General features: G+C 45.7%; 24 protein-coding genes. 17 read left to right on the forward strand and 7 right to left on the reverse strand.

Translation table 11 applies throughout. The annotated features are described in order from the left end of the window. Positions 1-19 precede the first annotated feature (19 nt). From QMZ64_RS01960 to QMZ64_RS02000, 9 genes are all read left to right on the forward strand, one after another. A complete protein-coding gene (locus tag QMZ64_RS01960) occupies positions 20-1,360 on the forward strand; it encodes an aspartate aminotransferase family protein (RefSeq protein WP_265626729.1) in 1,341 nt (446 codons plus the stop codon). Further along, on the forward strand, positions 1,357-2,049 hold the full coding sequence (locus QMZ64_RS01965) for a CoA transferase subunit A (protein ID WP_265626732.1): 693 nt from the start codon (positions 1,357-1,359) through the stop codon (positions 2,047-2,049). The genes QMZ64_RS01960 and QMZ64_RS01965 overlap by 4 nt, the downstream gene beginning before the upstream one ends. Beyond that, positions 2,031-2,684 carry a 3-oxoacid CoA-transferase subunit B gene (locus QMZ64_RS01970; RefSeq protein ID WP_243940938.1) on the forward strand — a complete coding sequence of 218 codons (654 nt, stop codon included), beginning with the start codon at positions 2,031-2,033 and terminating at the stop codon, positions 2,682-2,684. Before QMZ64_RS01965 ends, QMZ64_RS01970 begins: the two co-directional genes overlap by 19 nt. Before the next feature lie 13 nt (positions 2,685-2,697). Further along, positions 2,698-3,966 (forward strand): peptidase, encoded by a 1,269-nt coding sequence (locus QMZ64_RS01975; protein WP_243940936.1) that lies wholly within the window; start codon positions 2,698-2,700, stop codon positions 3,964-3,966. A gap of 27 nt (positions 3,967-3,993) precedes the next feature. Beyond that, entirely contained in the window at positions 3,994-4,827 is an 834-nt protein-coding gene (ablB, locus tag QMZ64_RS01980) for a putative beta-lysine N-acetyltransferase (RefSeq protein WP_301441106.1), read from the forward strand. A 98-nt stretch (positions 4,828-4,925) separates the two neighbouring features. Continuing rightward, positions 4,926-6,335 (forward strand): lysine 2,3-aminomutase, encoded by a 1,410-nt coding sequence (kamA, locus tag QMZ64_RS01985; RefSeq protein WP_265626739.1) that lies wholly within the window; start codon positions 4,926-4,928, stop codon positions 6,333-6,335. Further along, positions 6,332-6,613 (forward strand): YokU family protein, encoded by a 282-nt coding sequence (locus tag QMZ64_RS01990; protein WP_301441107.1) that lies wholly within the window; start codon positions 6,332-6,334, stop codon positions 6,611-6,613. The genes kamA and QMZ64_RS01990 overlap by 4 nt, the downstream gene beginning before the upstream one ends. Positions 6,614-6,699: 86 nt before the next feature. Continuing rightward, positions 6,700-6,921, forward strand: coding sequence for a YozE family protein (locus QMZ64_RS01995; protein WP_020451849.1), 222 nt, complete (start codon positions 6,700-6,702; stop codon positions 6,919-6,921). 165 nt (positions 6,922-7,086) lie between these two features. After that, entirely contained in the window at positions 7,087-7,767 is a 681-nt protein-coding gene (locus tag QMZ64_RS02000; RefSeq protein WP_043054349.1) for a hypothetical protein, read from the forward strand. Here QMZ64_RS02000 and QMZ64_RS02005 read toward each other — a convergent pair. Then, a complete protein-coding gene (locus QMZ64_RS02005; protein WP_243940926.1) occupies positions 7,760-7,894 on the reverse strand; it encodes a hypothetical protein in 135 nt (44 codons plus the stop codon). The two genes, QMZ64_RS02000 and QMZ64_RS02005, sit on opposite strands and share 8 nt — an antisense overlap. A 121-nt stretch (positions 7,895-8,015) precedes the next feature. On the opposite strand from QMZ64_RS02005, the gene QMZ64_RS02010 reads away from it, so the two are divergent. The 3 genes from QMZ64_RS02010 to QMZ64_RS02020 all read left to right on the forward strand — a co-directional run bounded on the left by QMZ64_RS02010 (position 8,016) and on the right by QMZ64_RS02020 (position 9,283). Beyond that, positions 8,016-8,186, forward strand: coding sequence for a YozD family protein (locus QMZ64_RS02010; protein WP_020451846.1), 171 nt, complete (start codon positions 8,016-8,018; stop codon positions 8,184-8,186). A gap of 110 nt (positions 8,187-8,296) precedes the next feature. Further along, positions 8,297-8,908, forward strand: coding sequence for a phosphatase PAP2 family protein (locus QMZ64_RS02015; protein WP_301441108.1), 612 nt, complete (start codon positions 8,297-8,299; stop codon positions 8,906-8,908). Positions 8,909-8,971: 63 nt separating this feature from the next. Then, a complete protein-coding gene (locus QMZ64_RS02020; protein ID WP_243941189.1) occupies positions 8,972-9,283 on the forward strand; it encodes a YodL domain-containing protein in 312 nt (103 codons plus the stop codon). 36 nt (positions 9,284-9,319) lie between these two features. Here the strand turns inward: QMZ64_RS02020 and QMZ64_RS02025 are convergent, their stop codons facing one another. From QMZ64_RS02025 to QMZ64_RS02035, 3 genes are all read right to left on the reverse strand, one after another. After that, positions 9,320-9,451, reverse strand: coding sequence for a hypothetical protein (locus QMZ64_RS02025; RefSeq protein WP_023857374.1), 132 nt, complete (start codon positions 9,449-9,451; stop codon positions 9,320-9,322). Positions 9,452-9,522: 71 nt separating this feature from the next. Then, positions 9,523-10,395, reverse strand: a complete 873-nt coding sequence (locus QMZ64_RS02030; RefSeq protein WP_265626749.1) for a TIGR03943 family putative permease subunit — start codon at positions 10,393-10,395, stop codon at positions 9,523-9,525. A gap of 16 nt (positions 10,396-10,411) precedes the next feature. Further along, a complete protein-coding gene (locus QMZ64_RS02035) occupies positions 10,412-11,419 on the reverse strand; it encodes a permease (protein ID WP_265626752.1) in 1,008 nt (335 codons plus the stop codon). A gap of 208 nt (positions 11,420-11,627) precedes the next feature. On the opposite strand from QMZ64_RS02035, the gene deoD reads away from it, so the two are divergent. Then, complete coding sequence (deoD, locus tag QMZ64_RS02040) at positions 11,628-12,326, forward strand: purine-nucleoside phosphorylase (protein ID WP_265626753.1); 699 nt, start codon at positions 11,628-11,630, stop codon at positions 12,324-12,326. Between the two features lie 33 nt (positions 12,327-12,359). After that, entirely contained in the window at positions 12,360-13,181 is an 822-nt protein-coding gene (locus QMZ64_RS02045; RefSeq protein WP_265626755.1) for a M15 family metallopeptidase, read from the forward strand. 34 nt (positions 13,182-13,215) lie between these two features. Here the strand turns inward: QMZ64_RS02045 and QMZ64_RS02050 are convergent, their stop codons facing one another. Both QMZ64_RS02050 and QMZ64_RS02055 read right to left on the reverse strand, forming a co-directional pair. Beyond that, complete coding sequence (locus QMZ64_RS02050; protein ID WP_265626757.1) at positions 13,216-13,470, reverse strand: hypothetical protein; 255 nt, start codon at positions 13,468-13,470, stop codon at positions 13,216-13,218. Positions 13,471-13,564: 94 nt separating this feature from the next. Then, a complete protein-coding gene (locus QMZ64_RS02055) occupies positions 13,565-14,275 on the reverse strand; it encodes a class I SAM-dependent methyltransferase (RefSeq protein ID WP_265626758.1) in 711 nt (236 codons plus the stop codon). A gap of 159 nt (positions 14,276-14,434) precedes the next feature. Here QMZ64_RS02055 and QMZ64_RS02060 point away from each other — a divergent pair, with 159 nt between their 5' ends. Continuing rightward, on the forward strand, positions 14,435-15,832 hold the full coding sequence (locus tag QMZ64_RS02060; protein ID WP_301441109.1) for a S41 family peptidase: 1,398 nt from the start codon (positions 14,435-14,437) through the stop codon (positions 15,830-15,832). Positions 15,833-15,969: 137 nt separating this feature from the next. Here the strand turns inward: QMZ64_RS02060 and QMZ64_RS02065 are convergent, their stop codons facing one another. Beyond that, positions 15,970-17,205 carry an MFS transporter gene (locus tag QMZ64_RS02065; RefSeq protein WP_265626762.1) on the reverse strand — a complete coding sequence of 412 codons (1,236 nt, stop codon included), beginning with the start codon at positions 17,203-17,205 and terminating at the stop codon, positions 15,970-15,972. Between the two features lie 344 nt (positions 17,206-17,549). On the opposite strand from QMZ64_RS02065, the gene QMZ64_RS02070 reads away from it, so the two are divergent. Continuing rightward, entirely contained in the window at positions 17,550-21,152 is a 3,603-nt protein-coding gene (locus QMZ64_RS02070) for a condensation domain-containing protein (protein WP_301441110.1), read from the forward strand. Further along, positions 21,145-21,873: a HisA/HisF-related TIM barrel protein gene (locus tag QMZ64_RS02075; RefSeq protein ID WP_265626766.1), complete on the forward strand. Its 729-nt coding sequence runs from the start codon at positions 21,145-21,147 to the stop codon at positions 21,871-21,873. Before QMZ64_RS02070 ends, QMZ64_RS02075 begins: the two co-directional genes overlap by 8 nt. The last annotated feature ends 7 nt before the right edge of the window (positions 21,874-21,880 follow it).

The following is a 21,880-nucleotide window of genomic DNA, read 5'->3' on the forward strand; positions in this document are numbered from 1 at the left end:
GGGGAAGGGGGGAGTTTTTATGTCGTTTTTGATTAAGCCGGATTTGCATGGAAGTTATCCGGTCGTTCAGTATGCAAAAGGAAGCTGGATTGTCGACAATTCCGGAAAGCGGTACCTTGACGGTTGTTCAGGGGCTGTTACCTGCAATCTCGGGCACGGTGTACAAGAAGTGATTGCGACTCTCAAAGAACAGCTTGATGCCGTTTCATTTGTCTACCGTTCACAGTTTACGAGTGAACCGGCTGAACAGCTTGCCGAACTTCTCGCTGAATGGCTGCCGGGTGATCTGAATTGGTCTTTTTTTGTCAACAGCGGGTCGGAAGCTGTTGAAACCGCCATGAAAATCGCCGTTCAATACTGGCAAGAAAAAGGACAAAACGACAAAACGATTTTCCTTTCAAGATGGAACAGCTATCACGGAATTACAAACGGAGCCCTGTCGCTGTCGGGGTTTTATGAGCGCCGCTACAGGTTTACGCACATGCTGCACAAGTATCCCGCCGCTTCCGCGCCAAACTGCTACAGGTGCCGGCTTTCTCATCCCGAATGCCAGGAAGCGTGCGTGAAAGAAATCGAGCTCGCCGTTAAACGGATCGGCAAGCAATTCATCGCGGGCTTCGTGGCCGAACCCGTCATCGGGGCTGCTGGAGCAGCCATAACAGCGCCTGATGGATATTACAAAAAAGTAAAAGAGATTTGCGAAGAAAATGAAATTCTTTTTATCGCGGATGAAGTCATGAGCGGGATGGGAAGAACCGGCCGGTTGCTGGCGATTGAACATTGGGGTGTGACCCCGGATATTGCCGTACTTGGCAAAGGGATGAGCGCAGGGTATTCACCGATTGCCGCAGCGGTCATATCCGATGACATCATGGAAACGGTCAAAAACGGCTCAGGAGTCATCATGAGCGGACATACGTACAGCGGGAACCCTTTTTCAGCCCGTGCGGCGCTCGCCGTTCTCCGCTACATGTTGAAGCACGATCTTGTCAAACAAGCCGGGATAAAAGGGGAAAAGCTGAAAAAGATGCTGAAAGAAGTCATGAAACAGTCGAGCATCATTGGCGACGTTCGGGGCAAGGGGCTTCTTCTCGGGATTGAATTTGTCGCCGATCGAAAAAGCAAAAAGACATTTCCTTCATCAATGCCGGTGTCGGCTCTCGTCATTTCCGAAGCGAAAAAAAGAGGCCTGCTTCTTTATCCGTCCCAGGCGGGTATTGACGGCGGCGGGGGAGATGCGGTCATCATTGCACCGCCCCTTACGATATCGGATCAAGAGCTGGAAGAGCTCATTCATATATTTAAACATGCCGTACACGAGACTGAAAAACAAGCAGAAAAGGTGATACGCGAAAGATGACGGTGCTGAACAAACGTATTGCTGTTGAAGATGCGATTGCTGATTTGAAAGACGAAGCGACCGTCATGTTTGGCGGATTTGGGGGAGTCGGTTCACCGCCTTCTTTCATCAGTGCGATTTTGAAAAAAGGCGTAAAAAATTTAACGGTCATATGCAATGATGCAGGCTTTCCCGGCATCGGCATCGGTCCATTAATCGTCAATAACCGCGTAAGGCGGCTGATCGCTTCCCATATCGGATCAAATCCTGTTGCGGGAAAACAAATGACTGACGGTTTTCTCGCCGTTGAATTTTCACCGCAAGGGACGCTCGCAGAAAGAATCCGTGCGGGCGGCACAGGTCTTGGCGGCATATTAACCGATATTGGGATCGATAATGACATGGTGCGTCAAGGAAAGAAGATCGTTTCTTTGAATGGTCGCGCATACCTTGCCGAAGAAGCGCTGAGTGCGGAATACGCTTTTATTTATGGGAAAACCGCCGATGAATTCGGCAATATCATTTACGACAAAACGGCGCGTAACATGAACCCGCTTATGGCGATGGCTGCTGATCGGACATTTGCCGAAGTAGAGCGGATCGTTCCCCTTGGGGATCTCGATGAAGAAGAAATTGTTACACCCGGTGTTTTTGTCGAAGGTGTCGCTGAAACGGAAGGGGTGAACTGGAGATGGGTTTGGGAGTCATAGAGCGGGAGAGAATTGCAAAACGGGCGGCCCGCGAAATCAAAAGCGGAATGATTGTCAACCTGGGCATCGGCATTCCGTCTTTAGTTCCCAATTTTTTAGACCCGGGCACTTCCGTTATGATCCAATCTGAAAACGGGCTTCTCGGTATCGGCGAGTCGCCTGAAAAAGGAAGGGAAGATGAGAATCTTTGCAATGCGGCAGGCTGGCCTGTCACCGTAGTAAAAGGCGCTTCTTATTTTGATTCAGCTCTGTCGTTCGGCATGATCAGAAAGGGCGCGATTGATGTCACGATTCTTGGTTCTCTGCAGGTCAGCCAGTCAGGGGACCTGGCCAACTGGATCGTCCCCGGCAAAAAGGTTCCTGGAATGGGGGGGGCGATGGAGCTTGCCCAAAAGGCGAAAAAAGTCATTGTCGTGATGAGCCATACCGATAAAAACGGCGCACCCAAACTTGTCGCCGACTGCACTCTGCCACTGACAGCAAAAGGCTGCGTTGACATGGTGATTACAGAAAAAGCCGTGATCACCATTGACAGCGGCGGCTTTGTATTAAAAGAGCTGATGAATGAAGAGGATCTTGATGATGTGCTGCGGCTGACGGATGGAAATGTCCGGATCGAACTGCCGCTTTCGTAAGAGGAGGAATTGGATGGAGAACATAGAGAGAAAGGTGTGCGATTGGATCGATTCGCACGAGAAAAAAGCGGTTCGCCTTTTGAAAAAACTTGTCGGAGAAAAAAGCACAATGGGCAGTGAATTTACCGCCCAAGCTGTCGTCCTGGAGAAACTGAGGCAATTCGAAGCTGAAATCGATGTCTGGGAGCCGAGCATGAAGCAATTGGAACAGCACCCGCTGTTTAAATCAGACAGAACAAGCTTTAAAGAAAGCCCGAATATTGCGGCTGTCAAAAGAGGAAAGGGCGGCGGGAAATCGCTGATCTTAAACGGACATATCGATGTCGTACCTGAAGGAAACAGAAAAGACTGGGAGACGGAGCCGTTTCAGCCGGTCATGAAGCAAGGACGGATATACGGCCGAGGCACAACTGACATGAAAGGCGGCAATACGGCTCTTTTAATCGCGATGGAAGCGCTGGAGCAATGCGGGGTTCAATTAAAAGGAGACCTGATGTTTCAAAGTGTCGTAGACGAGGAGTGTGGCGGAGCCGGGACGCTGGCGGCCGTCATGAGGGGCTACAAGGCGGACGGCGCTTTGATTCCCGAGCCGACAAATATGAAAATGTTTATTAAGCAGCAGGGATCGATGTGGTTCAGAATCACGGTCAAAGGGCTTTCTGCACACGGCGGCACAAGATATGAAGGTGTCAGCGCCATTGAAAAAAGCATGCTTGTCATCCAGTCGCTCCGCCAGCTTGAACAGGTCAGGAATAAGAGAATAACAGATTCTTTGTATGACAATATCCCGATTCCGGTTCCGATTAACATCGGCACGATCAACGGAGGCGCATGGCCTTCATCGGTCGCCGACACGGTGACATTGGAAGGAAGGTGCGGAATCGCTCCGAACGAATCTCCTGAAGCCGTCCAGTCCGAGTTTGAAAACTGGCTCAATGATCTTCAATACCATGATGAATGGTTTAAACACTACCCTGTTGACATAGAATGGTTCGGCGCCATGTGGCTCCCAAACGATTTGGCTGAAGACCATGAACTGACGAAAGTACTGAAATCCGCCTATCAAACCATCACGGCAAAAGATCCTCTAATCGAAGCTTCCCCGTGGGCGACAGACGGCGGAATATTGTCACACGCCGGAGGCACCCCTGTCATCGTCTTCGGACCGGGAGAAACGAAAATGGCTCACCAGGCAAATGAATACATTGAAAAAGAAGCTCTGATCCAGTCAGCCAAAATCATCAGCTTGTTTATTATGAATTGGTGTGATTATGAACGGTGAAAAGATCAGCTGTTTTGGAGGTTAAATATGGTGGAAAAATGGAGCAATGACAGCTGTACGCTTGAAGTGGATGTCGACTTGTTCAGTAAAAGAATCAGAATCATCAATTATGAAGGCGATGTCTGTTCATTTTTTCCCGCCATATTGAAAGAAGCAAAAAAACACGGCATAGGGAAAATGATCGTTTTTACCAAAACGACTGACAGAAACGTTTTGCTTGAGCGGACGTTTGAACCGGAAGGGAAAATTGACGGCTACTTTAACGGGCATGATGCTGACGTGTTCGTAAAATATGTGAAAGAAGACAGGCGAAAAACCGCTGACTGGCTTGCACAGGATCAAATGCTGACAGAGCTGTTCACCACTCCCCGCATCGCGGAGGCCCAAAACGCTTCCTTTCAAATCAGGCGGGCCGCCCCAAGTGATGCGCCTGGTCTCGCCGATCTCTACAACTGCGTCTTTCCTGTATACCCCGCGCCTGTTTCAGATCCGGCATATCTTAAGGAAACGATGGGGAAAGGGGCCGTTTACTATCTCGCTTTTGACGGGGAAAAAGTGATTGCATCAGCAGGTGCAGACGTGAATCCCGTTTTGGGGAATGCGGAAATAACCGACTGCGCCGTCCTGCCGGAATACAGGGGCTTTTCATTGACGAGACGGCTGATTGCCGCACTCGAAACCGATTTGAAACAAGCGGGTATCTTTTACGTTTTTTCAATCGCAAGAGCGGCTTCTTTCGGGATGAACGCCAGTCTTTATCATTTATCATACTCATACAGGGGCCGGCTATTGAACAACTGCCTCATTTATAAAAGCATGGAGAACATGAACATCTGGTGCAAAAATTTAAGCCGCACTTAAAAAGCGGTCTTCCGCTGGTTTTACATTTGAAGAGACACTTTTCATACCAGTCACATAACCTGAAAAGTATAGGGAAAATGCTGATAGGGGGATGAAAGATGGAAAACGGTCTGTTTCAGCCGAAAAGGCACTGGAAAGATATTGAGCTTTGGAAAGATGTTCCCGAAGAAAAATGGAACGACTGGATCTGGCAACTGACCAACACCGTCAGAACGCTTGACGATTTGAAAAAAGTCGTCAATCTGACGAAAGAGGAAGAAGAAGGGGTGCGAATCTCCACAAAGACGATCCCTTTAAATATTACGCCGTATTACGCTTCACTGATGGATCCGGATGATCCGCGCTGTCCGATCAGAATGCAGTCGGTGCCGCTCGCAGAAGAAATGCACAAAACAAAATACGATCTTGAAGATCCCCTTCATGAGGATGAAGATTCGCCTGTCCCCGGCTTAACTCACCGATATCCGGACCGGGTTTTGTTTCTCGTCACTAATCAATGCTCGATGTACTGCAGATACTGTACAAGGCGGCGTTTTTCCGGACAAATCGGCATGGGCGTGCCGAAAAAGCAGCTCGATCAGGCGATCGCATATATCCGGGATACGCCCGATGTCAGGGATGTCCTGATTTCAGGAGGGGACGGCCTTCTCATTAACGATCAAATTCTTGAATATATTTTGAAAAACCTTCGCGCCATCCCGCACGTGGAAATCATCCGGATCGGCACGAGAGCCCCGGTCGTCTTCCCGCAGCGGATTACCGACAAGCTTTGCAGCATTTTGAAAAAGTATCATCCCGTTTGGCTGAATACGCATTTCAACACGAGCATCGAAATCACGAAGGAAGCAAAGGAAGCCTGTGAGAAGCTGGTCAACGCCGGGGTGCCGGTCGGCAATCAGGCCGTGATTTTAGCTGGTGTAAATGACAGCGTTCCCATTATGAAAAAGCTGATGCATGATTTGGTGAAAATCAGAGTCCGTCCGTATTATATTTATCAATGCGATTTGTCTGAAGGAATCGGCCATTTCAGAGCGCCTGTCTCAAAAGGTCTTGAAATCATTGAAGGCTTGCGCGGACACACGAGCGGCTATGCAGTGCCTACCTTTGTCGTTGACGCGCCGGGCGGGGGCGGAAAAATCGCCATACAGCCGAATTACTTGATTTCGCAAAGCTCCGATAAAGTCGTGCTCCGCAATTTTGAAGGCGTCATTACGTCTTATCCTGAGCCTGAAAACTACATTCCGGGAAGAGCGGACGACTATTTTGCCGAAATCTTCCCTGATGTAATGAAGGAAAAAGAGGAGATCGGCATATCGGCAATCTATGCGGATCAAGCTCTTTCATACACACCGGCAGGCTTAAAACGGCTTGAAAGAAGGGAGAGCTATTCCACAAGGCCCGATCATGAAACATTGAAAAGCCGCCGGGCAAAGCGCGATGAATTGAAAGAAAAGAAATTCCTTGCCCAGCAAAAAAAAGAAGGCGAAGCTGAGGGACGTGTGCAATGAAGAGGTGTGAATGGTGCAGCGAAGAAAAAGCCGGGGAAGCCCGTACGGCGGTTTATTGGGAGCTTCCTGATGGGACGAAAGCGATCGAAATCACCGATACACCTGCGGTGGAATGCAAAGGCTGCGGCATGGTCTATCAGGAGGACAATGTCACTTGGGAAATTGAAAATCAGCTGCTTTTGATCGATACAAAAAAACTGCCTTCGCCCGTTTCGTATGATGCGCTGATGAAAACAGAGCGCATATTGAAGCGCAATTACTTTGATTTTTCTTCATGAAGCCGGCTTTTTGCCGGCTTTTTTTGTTTGTATTTTTTCAGACGCCCTGTATAATAGAACATCAAAAGAGGACAGGAGGGGAGACCGTGAAGTCTTTTTACCATTATTTAATGAAATACCGCCATCCGAAACCGAAGGACGCGATCAGTGAATTTGCGAACCACGCTTATCTTGATCACGGATTTCCCAAGACATCAACTCATTACGATGAAATCAGCTCTTACCTTGAGCTTAATGGGGATTATTTATCGTCAATGACGACATTTGATGAGGCTTGGGAGCAATATATTTCGGAAACAAAGCGATAAAAAATCCGCAGTTATTCAGAACTGCGGATTTTTTTGCGTTCTCCCGGGCCGGCTGGGCTTTTCGGAAAACTCATCGGGCTTTGGAACCTTAGCCCATGCGAATTAACAGCGCTCAGCATACGATAAGCGTAACACGGAAGCTTTAAGGCAAGGGGGAATCCAAATATGAAGTCAAACGCGCCTAAATTCAAAGTCGGGGATGTTGTCGTTGTCGTGATGTACGGGACGGTCGGAACGATTACAAAAGTTCATAAAATCGATAAGCATTTTTTGTATGAAGTCAATCATAATGAAGTGCTTTATTTTGAGACTTCTCTTCAGCTCTACAAAGATTATGACGGGGTCATTGTCGATACGGAAAAGCTTGACATCGAATATGAATTTTTAATCGGGGATGTCGTCTATGTAAAAGATTACGGTAAAGAATTGTTTAAAATCACCGGGCACAGAACGGAAATTTGGAGATATGTGGAGGATGGCTGGGAAGATATCATTTACGAGCTGACCCGTTTGAAAGACGGGGAATGGCTTGAAACCGAAGAAGAAGATTTAACGCTCGTCCTCAGAACTTACGAAATGGACCAGTTCGTCCATCAGCTTCTGTTTGTTCATTATGTCGGCGAAGCCGGACAAGAGCTTGATGAACCGATATCTGAAAAGGTGTTTCTGCCATTTGCGGGGGATCCCGAGGAGCAGGAACATGAGCGCAACATGGCTGTTGCTGTCGTGGATGAGCTGCTTGATATTTACAATGACTATAAAGTATTGTATGAAATGTTTCAGGATGCGGAATATAAAGAAATGATGGAGTTTGTGTTAAGCAGCCTGAAAGAATATTTCAAATGATAAACAACAAATATAAAAAGTAAGGAAAACAGCCGAACACAATCAGGCCGAACATGGCTTTCAAGACCTTCCCCAACACCAGGTCAAACCCTTCTCCGTCAATTGCTTCAAGCGTTTTTTGGATCATTTTCTTTCCCCTTCCGGCTTTTGTCTTGTTACGACATGTATATGACAGAGGACAAACATTATGACAAACCGGTTATAAAACCGGATGCCAGCTCATACATCAGAATAAGGAGGCGATCACAATGAAAGAAATTGAACTGATGATAGATACAGAAGAAATCGCTGATTTTTTTTATCTAGAGCTGACAAGAAGAGGCTACATACCGAGCGAGGACGAACTGTTCGAAATTGCCGATATCACCTTTGATTATCTGATTGCAAAATGTATGATAGATGAGCATATAGAGGATTGAAAAAAGGGAACCGGGGCGCAACTGCTCCGGTTTTTCTTATATATTTGCCCGGCGGGGGAGCCGGGTGTAAAATGTTTAAAAACAATGACAAGGAGGCACTGATTTTTTCAATGTATAAAGCACTATTTTCAGCCGCTGTCTTTGCAATCATGGCCATTCTTATCCGCATCCCGGCGGTTCAATCGTTTGATGTGAGCGTGATACAAGCTCTCGAATCTGTCAGACACCCGGTTCTCACAGCGTTTTTTAAGGCGGTGACAGAGCTTGGATCAAGCGGCTTCATGCTGCCGCTGATGCTTGCTTTAACTTTGGTACTTGCCGTCTATAAAAAAGCAGCGGCATCACTGTATCTTTATTTATTATTTTTTGTTGAGAGAACGGCCAATGAAGTTTTAAAAGGCTGGATTGCCAGAGAGCGCCCTGCGATAAACCCGCTCGTGCACGAACCGTCACACAGCTTTCCGAGCGGCCATTCAATGAATGCGGCGAGCATATATCCGTTTATCGCATATCTCCTTTTGCTCTGCATTCCTTTTTTTCAACAACGCAGCCGCGCACTTTACATGTGGACAGGCCTTATCGTCGGACTCATCGGCATTAGCCGCATGTATCTTGGCGTTCATTATATGACAGATGTCATCTCAGGATTTTCTCTCGGTCTGGCGCTGTTTTTCATCTTCAAAAAAATTGGCGAAAAGTACCCGCTTGTTCGACAAAAGTAGTCAAAGGGATTGAGCCGCGAAGCGCCAATTGTATAAAAAAAGGAGGGATCTGTATTGCCGTTAATGTTTCAACTGTTTAAAAAGAAGCTGACACTTTATGATGTGACGATTTTTCAAACGCCTTGCTTTGGTGAAGATAAGGGATATGAAATGGTTTACAGAACGGAAATAAACGGCAGAACCCATGAAGATGTGCTGGAGCGGACATTTTCCACTTTCAATGTTTATGACACGGTGCCGAATGATTATAAGGCGAGATTCCTTGCAACAGGCGACATCGTTTTAATCGATGAAGGAAGAAAGGGAAAAACCTATTATAAACTGCTGTCTACGGGATGGAGCAAAATCAACCGCATTTTGCTGCAGTCATCGTAAGGCAGAAAAACTGCGGAAGCGCTGTCCGCAGTTTTTTTATGTTGTATTCTTTCGTTTTCTGGCGCTGAATTCCTTTTCGTGTGCATCCTCTGCCGCAATGACGTCCTTTGTCGGGATGTGGTTGTTCTTTTTCAGTCCGGTGACTCTGTTTCGCTGTTTTTTGCCCATCATTTATGACCTCCTTCCTCAAAAAATAGGATGACTAAACGCCCCGCTATTTATCCAGGAGAAAGTCGTCTTTATTCTGTCATATTGATTGCGGCCGGGTAGACATACGGCTGCTCCGGCTCGCTGATCTCCTTCCATCGTTTCGTGCGGATGATCGGGATGACAGCGCCGTTATAAGATGCTTTGCCGAGCGTACCTTCCAATTCAATCCATGTATCAGGCTGCAATTGTTCTGCGCCGTTCCATTCGGCGAGAAACCCGATCAGGCTGGCGTCTGCGATGCAGTGCGTGATCATAAATCGGGACAGCACGAGCTGGCGTGCGCTCAGCCCCGCTTCCTTATGGACGAAGCCTTTGACCGTGATCTCCTTTCCAATGTAATGATCAAGACGGCTTGTCACTTCATCATAATAGTCTGCAAACATATCGTCATTCATGACAATTCGCTTTTCATGTTTAAATTGCTCCATCTTCCGGTCATACGCCGACTTCGGCATTGCTGAATCGGCGAGCCCCTGCTGAATCTCCGGTGTCATGACATGTTCCTTTTCGCCTTCGGTTTGAGGGGCGATCTCCGTTTTGGTGAGCATCGTCCCTTTTTTGGCGGCGACAGACGAATTCAGTACAGCCGGGGCAAGGGTGAATCCGGTGATAAGGGGAAGAGCGATTATGCCATTATGCATCAGTCTGATGAAAAAAGGTTTTGACTCGCCATGATCATGTCCGCAGCCGCAATCTCCAGTGTGGTCATCCTTCACCGTCCAGATCCTTGTCAGCTGAATGATAAACAGAAACGCAAACACACCTGCGGCGATGAGGCTTGTGTAATCGTATTTCGGATTGATCAGCTTATCAATTTCCCCTGTGTAATGGAGCTTGAAAATCAAGACGGAAAAAGCCGCCAACACGAGGGCGCGCAAAAATTGCCGAGGCTGAAAAACCATTGGTAAAACCTCCTTTCTACAGCAAACTGACAAATTTGATACAACCATAGACAACAACTGTGATCAGAACAGACAAACAAATGACGAACTTCGGCTTAAACGCATGCAGCATCATGACCGTATTTTTTAAATCGAGCATCGGTCCGTATACGAGAAAAGCAAGGATTGATGAGAATGGAAACAAATTGGTAAAGGAAGCGCCGATAAATGCATCCGCTTCAGAGCACAGTGATAAAAAGTAAGCCAGTCCCATCATGACCAATGCCGAGTCGAGCATGCCCCCTCCGAACAGAAACAGCGATTTTAACGGGAGGTAGGTTTGCACAAGTGCGGCAACTAAAGCGCCGATAATCAGAAACCTCCCCATATCAAAGAATTCGTCAACAGCATGTTTTAGCATATCAAATAGCTTTTCCGTAAAAAGGGATTGTCTGCCGGGATGGGTGCAGTGTGCAGCTGTCTTGCGGCTTTCCGTTTTCAGCTGGCTGGAGCGGAACATCATGCTGATCGCAAAAGCGATGATGACCGCTGCGGCAAAACCGACAGCAACCCTTAAAACGGCCATTCGCAAATCATTGCCAAATGCCATAAAAGTGGATAAGATGACAATCGGATTGATCAGCGGACCTGTCAACAGAAAGCCGACACCGGCGTAGATGGGAACGCCTTTTGAGACGAGCCTTCTCACGATCGGGACAATTCCGCATTCGCAAGCCGGAAAACAAGCGCCCAGCAAACAGCTGACAATGACTCCTGAAAACCTGTTTTTCGGAAAAAGCGAGCGAATGTGCTCTTCAGTCACAAAGATCTGGATGAAACAGGCGATCAATACCCCGATTAACACAAAGGGAAGAGCTTCGATTAAAATGCTGATGAAAATCGTATTCAGCTGCTGAACGGAAGCAGGAATCTGGAAGGGGAGGCCTGCGGCGAACGATCCGCCGGCAGTTACAAGGCATATCAAAACACCAATGACGACAAGCCCGGTAAAGTCGATTAAATAACTGTTAAGTGAACGAAACATCGCTTATCCTCCATCCTGAAATAGCTAATCGTAATGATTCTTTTTTAAAGGTATGCCTGTCCTTTTTTAAACATGACAACAAAAGAATGATGCCGAAGCGGAGCAGGGCTTTATTTTCTTTTTCCGCGATGTTGGTTTATAATACATATGCGAGTGGATGCTGCAATCATCATCACCAATCAGCTTTAAAAAGGCAGGAGGAATATTCATGAGCGTACATATTGGCGCAGAAAAAGGACAAATTGCAGAAACGGTGCTGCTGCCGGGGGACCCGCTGCGTGCAAAATATATCGCTGATACATACTTGGAAAACGTTGAATGTTATAACGAAGTACGGGGAATGTACGGCTTTACGGGCACTTATAAAGGAAAGCGCGTTTCCGTACAGGGGACGGGCATGGGTGTGCCGTCTATTTCAATTTATGTTAATGAACTGATCAGAAGCTATGATGTGAAAAACCTGATCCGCGTCGGCTCGTGCGGTGCGATCAGAAAAGACGTCAATGTAAGAGATGTCATTCTGGCAATGACTTCATCAACCGATTCGCAAATCAACAGAGTGGCATTTGGTTCGGTCGATTTTGCGCCTTGCGCAGACTTCGGCCTGTTAAAAGCTGCTTATGACGCTGCAAGTGAGCGGAACATCCCGGTTACGGCAGGGAACGTGTTTACGGCGGATCAATTCTATAATGACGACAGCCAAATTGAGAAGCTTGCCAAACACGGAGTGCTAGCGGTCGAGATGGAAACGACGGCGCTTTATACTTTAGCTGCGAAGTTCGGCCGAAAAGCCCTCTCCATTTTAACGGTCAGCGATCACGTTATTACCGGCGAAGAAACAACGGCGGAAGAAAGACAGACGACCTTTAATGATATGATTCTGCTGGCTCTGGATACCGGTTTGTAACCAGATACATGCACTGAAAAAGGATGGATTCGAATGAACGGAAAGTACAAATACGTGACGATTGCTTCATTGCTGAGTGCAGCGGTCCTGCTTGGCACAGGATGTACCATGACTGAACAGAAGCAAAATGACACGGCTAAAACACAGAACACTGCAAATGCAAACAAGGATGCGAAAGACCAAAAGGATGACAGCAGCCTGGAAGATCAGGACTTCATACTTGAGAGCAAGTATTTTAATCAAATAAAAGATGTAGACGGGCTGCCGACGATTCAAAATCCGGAAAACATACTGGCGCTCGTCAATAAAGAGTACGCGCTTCCCGGCAACTATGCACCGAGCGACCTGACAGTGCCTGATGTCGCGTTTTCTTTTACCGAGGATATCGACAAGCGGTATATCAGAAAAGAAGCCGCCAAAGCGCTTGAAGAGATGTTCAGCGCCGCTAAGAAAGAAGGCTATGAACTGGCTGCGGTGTCCGGCTACAGAGCCTATGACAGACAAAAAGCGATCTATAACAACGAAGTCAGCCAAAAGGGAGAAGAAAAGGCGAAAGAAGCTGTGGCATATCCGGGTCAAAGCGAGCATCAGACAGGACTTGCGATGGATATTTCCAGCAAAAGCAACGGCTTCGCCTTATCAGAGGACTTCGGCAATACGAAAGACGGACAATGGGTCGAGAAGAACGCCTACAAATACGGATATATCATCCGTTATCCGAAAAACAAAGAAGACATTACGAAATATAAGTATGAACCTTGGCACCTGCGCTATGTAGGCAAAAAAGCGGCTAAAGTCATCCAGGAACACGACTTGACGCTTGAAGAGTATTTTAAACAGGTGAAAAAGATATAAAAGGGAAAGGGCCGATATGAATCGGCCTTTTCTGTTACCAAAAAAACAAGCCTGCAAGAGCCACACCGGCAATTAGACCGAGGCCAAGTCCGTATGCAGGCCCCCAACCCCATCCGCCTCCGTAATATCCGTAGGCGAATCCGCGGCCTCCCCGTCTGACCATCGGGGCGATATACACTTTGCTTGGTGATACACGGACGATTCTTCCGACATGGACGCGGCCTCTTTTGTCGGTGATTCTCGCAACTCTGCCAACATTTTGGTGGCAAAACCTATAATATCGGTCCACTTGAATGCTCCTTCCATCTTCTAATCTATTCCTAGTCAGCTTATGACGGATTCAATAGAAAAGGTTGGACGAAAGAAGGAGGGCAAATGATGGTTTATAGATGTGATATCAAAATAATATGATCAAGAGAATCCCGGTATTTTTCCAGGTAATGCAGGTGTTTTTCCATTGTTTCATAGTTTTTGTCGGAAATCGAAGGCGATAGATCCATTTCAACGGCATCATCAGGATCTGCTGCGTCTTCCAATAGGACAGGGATGATGTTAACCTTTGAAAATCCTTCTTCCCTCAGAACATGAACCCATTCATCCTCGGCATATAAAGCGGTGAATCCGTAAAAGTCCGTGATTTCTTTTTTGGCTTCGTCTGTCAGAGCGTTGCCTTCCTTAAGGCAGACTTCGATCGCGATCAGCGTCCCTCCGGGTTTTAAAATCCGCCGGATTTCCTGTAAAGCGGACCGGATATTTGTGAAGCTCAGTACAGATTCAGATAATACACAGGCAAAGCTTTCAGACTGAAACGGCATTTCCTCGAGGGGAGAATGGACAACCGGAATGGATAGCTGTTCTTTTTTAAAACGCTGTCGGGCTTTATCGATCATGACCGGGTCGGCGTCAAGGGCAGTGACAGGAAACAGCAACTGCCCCAAATAAGCGGCGGTCTGGCCGGTGCCGCAGCCTGCATCAAGAATCGGCTGCTCAGGGTCGAGGCCGGCTTTGGCGAGCACTGCCTTTGACAGGGACATCCCGCCGGGATGAGCGGATGAGACGCCGAAGCTGGCGAGCATGTCTAAATAATCGCTCAAATTGAAATCCCTCCTTTTTTGTATGCATATGCAAAAGCGGAATAATGGTTGAAAAACGATCGAATGCCAGCAGCCCGGAAAATCGGATCCTGAGTGATTCGAGTTGACGAATAAAGATTCGTCCATGATAATATGGTAAGAAGAAAAGGTGGTGTTCGTTTGAAACAGCAGTTAAAACTCTTTTTGGCTGTATTGATTACGGCTGTCGCCGCCTCCGCACTGACGCTTTATCTGGTGGGCAAAGGCAGCGGCGGTTCAGTATATTCCGCTTCAGACTCCGAGAAATTCGAAAAGCTGATGGCGGCGTACGACAAAATCAAGAGTGACTATTATCAAAATGCAGACGATGAGAAGCTGACTGACGGGGCGATTAAAGGGATGCTTGGAGCTTTGGATGATCCATATTCAACATACATGGATAAGAAAGAAGCTAAAAGCTTTGAAGAAAGCATTACCTCTTCTTTTGAAGGAATCGGCGCCCAAGTAGAAGAAAAAAATGGACAAATTCTAATCGTCGCGCCTATTAAAGGATCTCCCGCAGAAAAAGCCGGCTTAAAGCCGCATGATGAAATTCAGAAAGTGGACGGCAAAAGCGTAAAAGGCAAGACCGTCAACGAAGCGACAGCAATGATCCGCGGCAAAAAAGGCACGAATGTCAAGCTTGTTCTCAACAGGGGAGGCGTCGGCCAAATCGATGTTACGATTAAGCGGGATACGATTCCGATCGAAACCGTTTACTCCAAAATGATCGACGGCAACATCGGTGAAATCCAAATTACGTCTTTCTCTGAAAATACCGCAAAGGAACTGACGAAAGCCATTGATGACTTGTCTGAAAAAGGTGCGGAACGATTCGTGCTTGACCTCAGAGGCAATCCCGGCGGCCTGATGGACCAAACGATTATGATGAGCAACCTGTTTGTTGATAAAGGCAAAACCATTATGCAGGTTGAATCCAAAAACGGGAAAAAAGAAGTGTACAAAGCTGAGAAGGAACGAAAAGTGAACAAGCCAACTGTCGTTCTCGTCAACGGAGGAACGGCAAGCGCCGCTGAGATTATGGCCGCAGCACTTCACCAGTCTTCAGGCATCCCGATTGTGGGTGAAAATACGTTTGGAAAAGGAACGGTTCAAAATGCGGAGAGCTTCTCCGACGGATCGACCGTCAAGCTGACGATTGCCAAGTGGCTGACGCCAAATGGGGACTGGATTCACGAAAAAGGAATCAAACCTCAATATAAAGCGGAGCTCCCAAGCTATGCCAAACTGCCGTACCTGGATTCCAAAAAAGAGTATAAGGCAGGCAGCACCGGAGACGAAGTGAAAGCCGCCCAGCAAATGCTCCAAGCGCTCGGCTATAAGCTGAAAGCGACAGGGGCATTCGACGCACAGACAGAGGCTGCCGTTAAGGCTTTTCAAAAAGACCAAAAGCTGAAAACGACAGGCATCCTAACGGGCGAGACGACGATCAGCATGACAAGCAAGCTGCAGGATAAGCTTGCCGACAATGATACGCAGCTGGATAAAGCGATTGAGATCTTAAAAAAAGAGAAATAGGCAGGTGGAAGAGATCCGCAAAAGCGGACGGCTCATATCACAGATTCCATCTGAAAAAGGACCTGTCGGGAAAGCCGACAGGTCTTTTAAGACATGAGGTCTAAGGCAGTTTTGAACATCCCAAAACGTTTGCTTAGCTATAGTTCTTTATAATATGTGCCTTTGTTTTTAGCGGTTTGTCTTGGAATGGATACCATGCATACCAGCACTGCGAAAAGGCCAGTGAAAACGGGAATCAACAAGGTGAAAGTCAGGGAATATGTAAGGGTGAAGCCGGCTAAACTCGAGCCGATGGGGGTTCCGAACCCAAGCATCATACCCAGCATTGAAAAAACGCGTCCATACCAATCGGCATCCGTGCTTCTTTGCCTGAGCGACAAAAGATTAATATCGACAAGGCCTTGAACACTCCCGATCAAAAGGAGGCCAAATAGAATGATGAATAGGTTTCCGGAGAATGCCACAACAGCAAATCCTATTAAACTGATCAGCATGCCTGAAGCCAAATTGTTTCGTTCTTTTCCTTCCGTATTAAACCTTCCAAAATAAATATTCGACAATAAAGACGCTGTTCCGATAACCGTCCAAAAGAATCCAACCGCAGCTTTTTCCAATAATAGTCTTTCTTCCACCAGTATCGGAAGGCTGACATTTAAGACGCCAAACGTCATTGTGTAAAATGGCATGCAAATTGCAAGCCCCCGCAACACTGGGTTTCCCCAGAGGTATTTTAACCCCAGCCATGATTCAGATAATAAATTGGTTCGCGGTTTTTTGTCGCCCGATTTTTTCAGCGTTTTCACAAAAAGCACGCTGGCACCGCCTGCAGCCCAGCACACCGCGATCCCGATTATCGCCGTGTTCGCCTCAAATATACTGATCAGAATACCGACAACCGCTGGGCCAAGTATGACTGAGAGCTCCTGGGTTATGCCGTCCACCGCATTGACTTGATCCCAATTTTTTTCGGGGACGATTTGAGGCAAAAGATAGCGAAAAGCGATATTTGCGAAGGGGCGCATCAGGCTTACGAAAGTAACCAATAACAAGAACAGTTGAAAAGATAAAAGGTCGATAGAATAAAAGAAGGGAATTAACAGCATGATGATGACTGCAAAAAATTGACTGGCAACGATCACCTTTTTTATATCATAGCGGTCAATAATTGTCCCGGCAAAAGGAGAAAATAAAATGCTAGGAACTGTGCCGAAAATAACGGCGGTACCGGATAATAAAGGCGAGTCAAATACGTACAGAACGTATAGTATAAGCCCTGAACCCCACATCCATCCCCCGAGCCTGGAAAACAGCAGGCCACAAAAAACATATGGAAACCCCTTTATCCTGAAAATGTCATAATATGTTTTCAACATGCTTCTCATTCTCCTTTCTATGTTGTGATTTTCATTCTATTATAATCCATTTAAAAGAACAAATTCCATAAAAAAATATAAATGGAAAATAAACGAAAAATAAGAAGGAATTATCAGAATTTTGACGAATTTTTTGTATAAGGGCGTTCAAAGCTTATCTTTTAGGAAAGGGGGTGAAAGACATGATCAGAATGAAAAGTGTAAACTTCGGCACTCTTTCTAAAAAGAAGATTAAAGAGATTCGTGAAGCCTATAAGAAGTCCAATTTCTAACATATTTTAACATAATCAAACATTTGTGCTAAAGGCTTTGGGCGCCCCAAAATTGTTAAGGGAGGGGGATTTGTGCTTGAACATGATTCAATTATCGATATCCTCCAATATAGAGCCAAGGAAGCACCAAATACTTCTGCGTTTACTTTTTTGAGAGACGGAGAGGCGCATGAAAATACGTGGACATATAAAGATTTATACATCAACGCGCTGGGGATTGGTGCCGGTCTTCAAAGTATAGCACCTTTGCAAAGCCGCGTTCTGCTGATTTTTTCTCCAGGGCTTGAAGTGATAGGCGCATTTTATGGAACGATGTTGGCTGGAATGACAAGTGTACCATGCACACCGCCTGATGATGGGAGATTCGTGGCTAAGCTTGAACGAATCATTAGGGATATCGATCCCGCTGTTATACTGACGGACGAAAAACTGATGAAAAACAAAAGCTTGCTGGAATTGAGCAAAAAAACAAACATACCCATCATCACCACTTCAGTATTGTTAAAACAACAAACTTCACAAGAGAGCCCTCCGCCAATGAATGAATTAGCACTTATTCAATATACTTCTGGGTCTACAGGATTTCCTAAAGGAATTATGATTTCACATTCAAATATTATTCATAATCAAAAGGCAATAGCGAAAGTTTTTGCAAAATCTGAACAAGCAACAATTGTCAGTTGGCTGCCTTACTTTCACGACATGGGTTTAATCGGAAATATCATTTATCCCATTTTTAGTGGGGTGCACTGCATTTTCATGTCACCGGCTCATTTTATTCGTAAGCCGATTCGCTGGCTGCAGGCCATTTCCAGATATTCAGGCACGATTAGCGGCGGTCCGAACTTTGCCTATGAATGGTGTCTTTCTCGCATAACGGAAAGTGAGAGAAAAGAGCTAGATCTATCGAACTGGAAGATGGCGTACAGTGGTGCTGAAATGATAAAAGCAGACACATTGGAAAAATTTTATCAAATGTTTCGTTTAAACGGTTTCAGCAAATCGAGCTTTAGGCCGTGTTATGGCCTTGCTGAAACCACGCTTTTTGTCAGCGGGCATCAAACCGGTGATACGTTGGCCAAGATAGATGTAGATGCAAAGTTACTGCAAAAAAATGAAATCTCACTTCGCACCTCAGATTCCGTAAGAAAAATCGTCAGCTGCGGGCAGCCGCTGATTGGCCGGATAGCAATTGTGGATGAAGATGGTTGTGAACTCGGCGAAAAGAAAATAGGAGAAATTTGGGTTTCTGGTGAAAGCGTGGCGCTCGGTTACTGGAATAAGCCACACGAAACGGTACAATCTTTCAGAGCGAATTTATCATCCTCTGAAGAAGAATTCTTTCTCCGAACCGGTGATCTGGGCTTTATACACGCCGGATGCCTGTATATTACAGGAAGGCTGAAAGACTTAATCATCATTAGAGGCAGAAACATATACCCAAGCGATATAGAGGACTCTGTTCAATCAGTGGATCCCGCACTTCGAAAAACATTTGGAGCTACGTTTTCTTTAGAAGCGGAAGAAGAAGATATGATCATCGTTCAAGAGATTCCTAAATCTCTTTTAAAATCTGCAGACCATCTCATTGAAAAAATAAGAAACCGAATTGTCCAAGACTACAATATTGAACCGGGTTCAATATTGTTGGTGCGAGACGGAAGCCTTCCTAAAACATCAAGTCTTAAAATTCAACGGAAAGCTGTTAAATTGGCATATCTGAACAACGCTTTGGATGTAAGATGCGCTTATTCAAAAAGAAAGGGCTTCGAAGTGACTGAAAATTCCGGTGAATTAAAGCGTGTCCTTTCACAAGAACATTCGCATGAAAAACAACAACAGATACAGAGATTAATGGTTCAAATACTGTGCTGTTCTCTTAATCTGCCTCCTCATACGATAAGCGCCACCAGCACGCTGAGAGAAATCGGTTTGGACTCTCTGCAAGCCGCGAGTTTCCTGTGCGATTTAGAGCAGAAAGCGGGACTCACTTCTTCTGTATTTAAATTAAACGGGGGTTTCACCATAAAAGAGCTCGCAGAGAAAATGTCTTTACATGCTGGAAGAGACATTCAGAAAAAAAACAAAAAAGCGGCCCCTCATATCACAGGAATGTCCTATGGCCAAAAGGCGATTTGGTTTTTACAGCAATTAAATCCAGAAAGTACGGCTTACAATATTGTCCGGATATTTGAAATCAAACAATCGATTGATACCGGTGCTTTAAACAGAGCTTTAATTAAAATCGCCGGCAGACATCAGCTGTTAAGGATGAAAATTGTCAGAGATCCAATGACAGAGGAAGTATGTTTTAAAGACCGCCATAAAGAAAATATTGCGTTCGTGCAAGTTGACGCGACTGAATTGAGCAAGAAGCAGTTATTGGAGAAACTGAAAAAAGAAGCGAGGACGCCGTTTCATCTTTTGGATGATCCGCTTTTAAAAATTATTCTCTTTAAGAAGTCTGAAGAGGGATATATTCTTTTTTTCAGCGTTCATCATATTATCGCTGACTTCTGGTCATTAGCATCTTTTCTGAATGAATTGAAAGTCTACTATGAAGCGGAATTGCTCGGTGTTGAACTCCGTTTGCCGAAACCAAAGAAAAAGTTCAGTGAATTCGTAGAAGATCAAAAGGATATGGTCAGCGATTCACGAGGTGAAAAGCTGCTAAAATACTGGACTGAAAAACTAAAGAAACCACCGCCGAACATTTCGCTCCCTTCTGTAATCGACAAGAAGAAAAAACAAACAACTAAAGGAGGCATTCTTTCATTTGATATCAACAAGAAGGTTTTGAGGGATCTTGAACAGCTTGCACAAGACAACAACACGACCCTCTTTGTCATTCTTTTGGCGGTTTTTAACATTCTGCTTTACAAATACACAAGCGAACAAGATATTGCGGTTGCCTCGAACTCGCACGGAAGATATAGAGGGGAGTATTCTGATACTTTCGGATATTTCGTCAATCTGTTTATAATTCGTTCAAAAATCCAAGGAGACGAAACATTTGAAACCTATCTCAAAAGGTTGGATCTTGATGTTCAAACGGATTTGGCTCATAGCGAGCTCCCCTTTTCTCTCTTGGTTGAGCAACTGAGACCGGAAAGAAAGGCAAATGACACTCCTTTTACAAACGTATTTTTCACATATCAAAGTGTCCCTCGTTTGAACCGTGAACAAAACAATCTGCTTGGTATGGAAAATACAGCGTCGAATGTGGAAATCGGGCCCTTTCATGGGCGTGCCGTTCCGTTGAACGATGAAGAAACACGCTTTGACCTTGACGTAGCCGTGACAAAAGCCAATGATTCGCTTGTTGGCTATGTAAAATACAACTCCTTTCTATATGATGAATATTTAATCAGCCAGTTCGTGGAACATTATCAGAACCTTATTCGCGGTGTAACAAAAAATAGCGGCATTGAAATTTCGAGCATGTTTTTGATGAGTCGAGAAGAAGAACATAAGTATCTGCGAAAAAGCGGACATTCATTGTTGAAATGGAATCCAGAACACGCGACTCTTCACGAATGCTTTGAACATGTTTCGGCGACATCACCGGAACACACAGCGGTTGTGGACCGGGAGGAGTCGTTTACTTACAAAGAGTTATCAGTTTTTAGTTCAAAATTAGCTAATTTAATTAAGGAGGCACAAAATAATGAGTAAATTAATCCACTGTTTCGGTAATAGTAAAACTGCGATCGTTGATACGGAGCTGGCTATTCACATGCTAAAGGCGAGCGGATGCGAACATCTCGCGGTCAATACCCATTCGATCAATGAGGTGAAAAGCCGAGAAGATCTGCCGGTGGGATATTTTACGGCAACTGTCGGAAGTATACTCGATCATTTTGACGAAAATCAAAAACTCATTCCGGTTTTAAATATAAATTTGCCTGTAAGCGCTGAAGAAGCTGTGGAGCGTACATTGAAGGCAGTTGAATTGACAAATTGGAATATCATTAAGCTGGAAGTTTTGTCGGACGACTACAGACTGGTGAAGAATGAAGAGGTTTTAAAGGCTGCAAAGATGCTGTTAAGAGAAAATCCGTCGCTTGAGATTTGGCCGCTTTTTACTCCGGATATTGAACTGGCGAAAGAATTTGAAAATATGGGATGCACTCTGCTGCGCGTAATGGGCTCTCCGATCGGCTCATCCAAGGGGATTGACCCTGGATGGCTAGACGATATAAAGAGAATATTAGAGCGAAGCGAGATTAAAGTTATGCTTGATGGGGGAGTAGGCGCTAAAGAGCACGCAGTTCAAGCTATGAAGCTGGGATTTGATCAAGTTCTTGTTAATAGCTGTTTATTTGTGGAAGGCGCTGATCCTGTTCAAAAGCTAACTGAATTTAGAGAGGCTCTCTATTCAGTAGAACATATTTAATGCGCAT

The sequence above is a fragment of the Bacillus sp. LB7 genome (assembly GCF_030449715.1).
GTDB classification, from domain to species: domain Bacteria; phylum Bacillota; class Bacilli; order Bacillales; family Bacillaceae; genus Bacillus; species Bacillus paralicheniformis.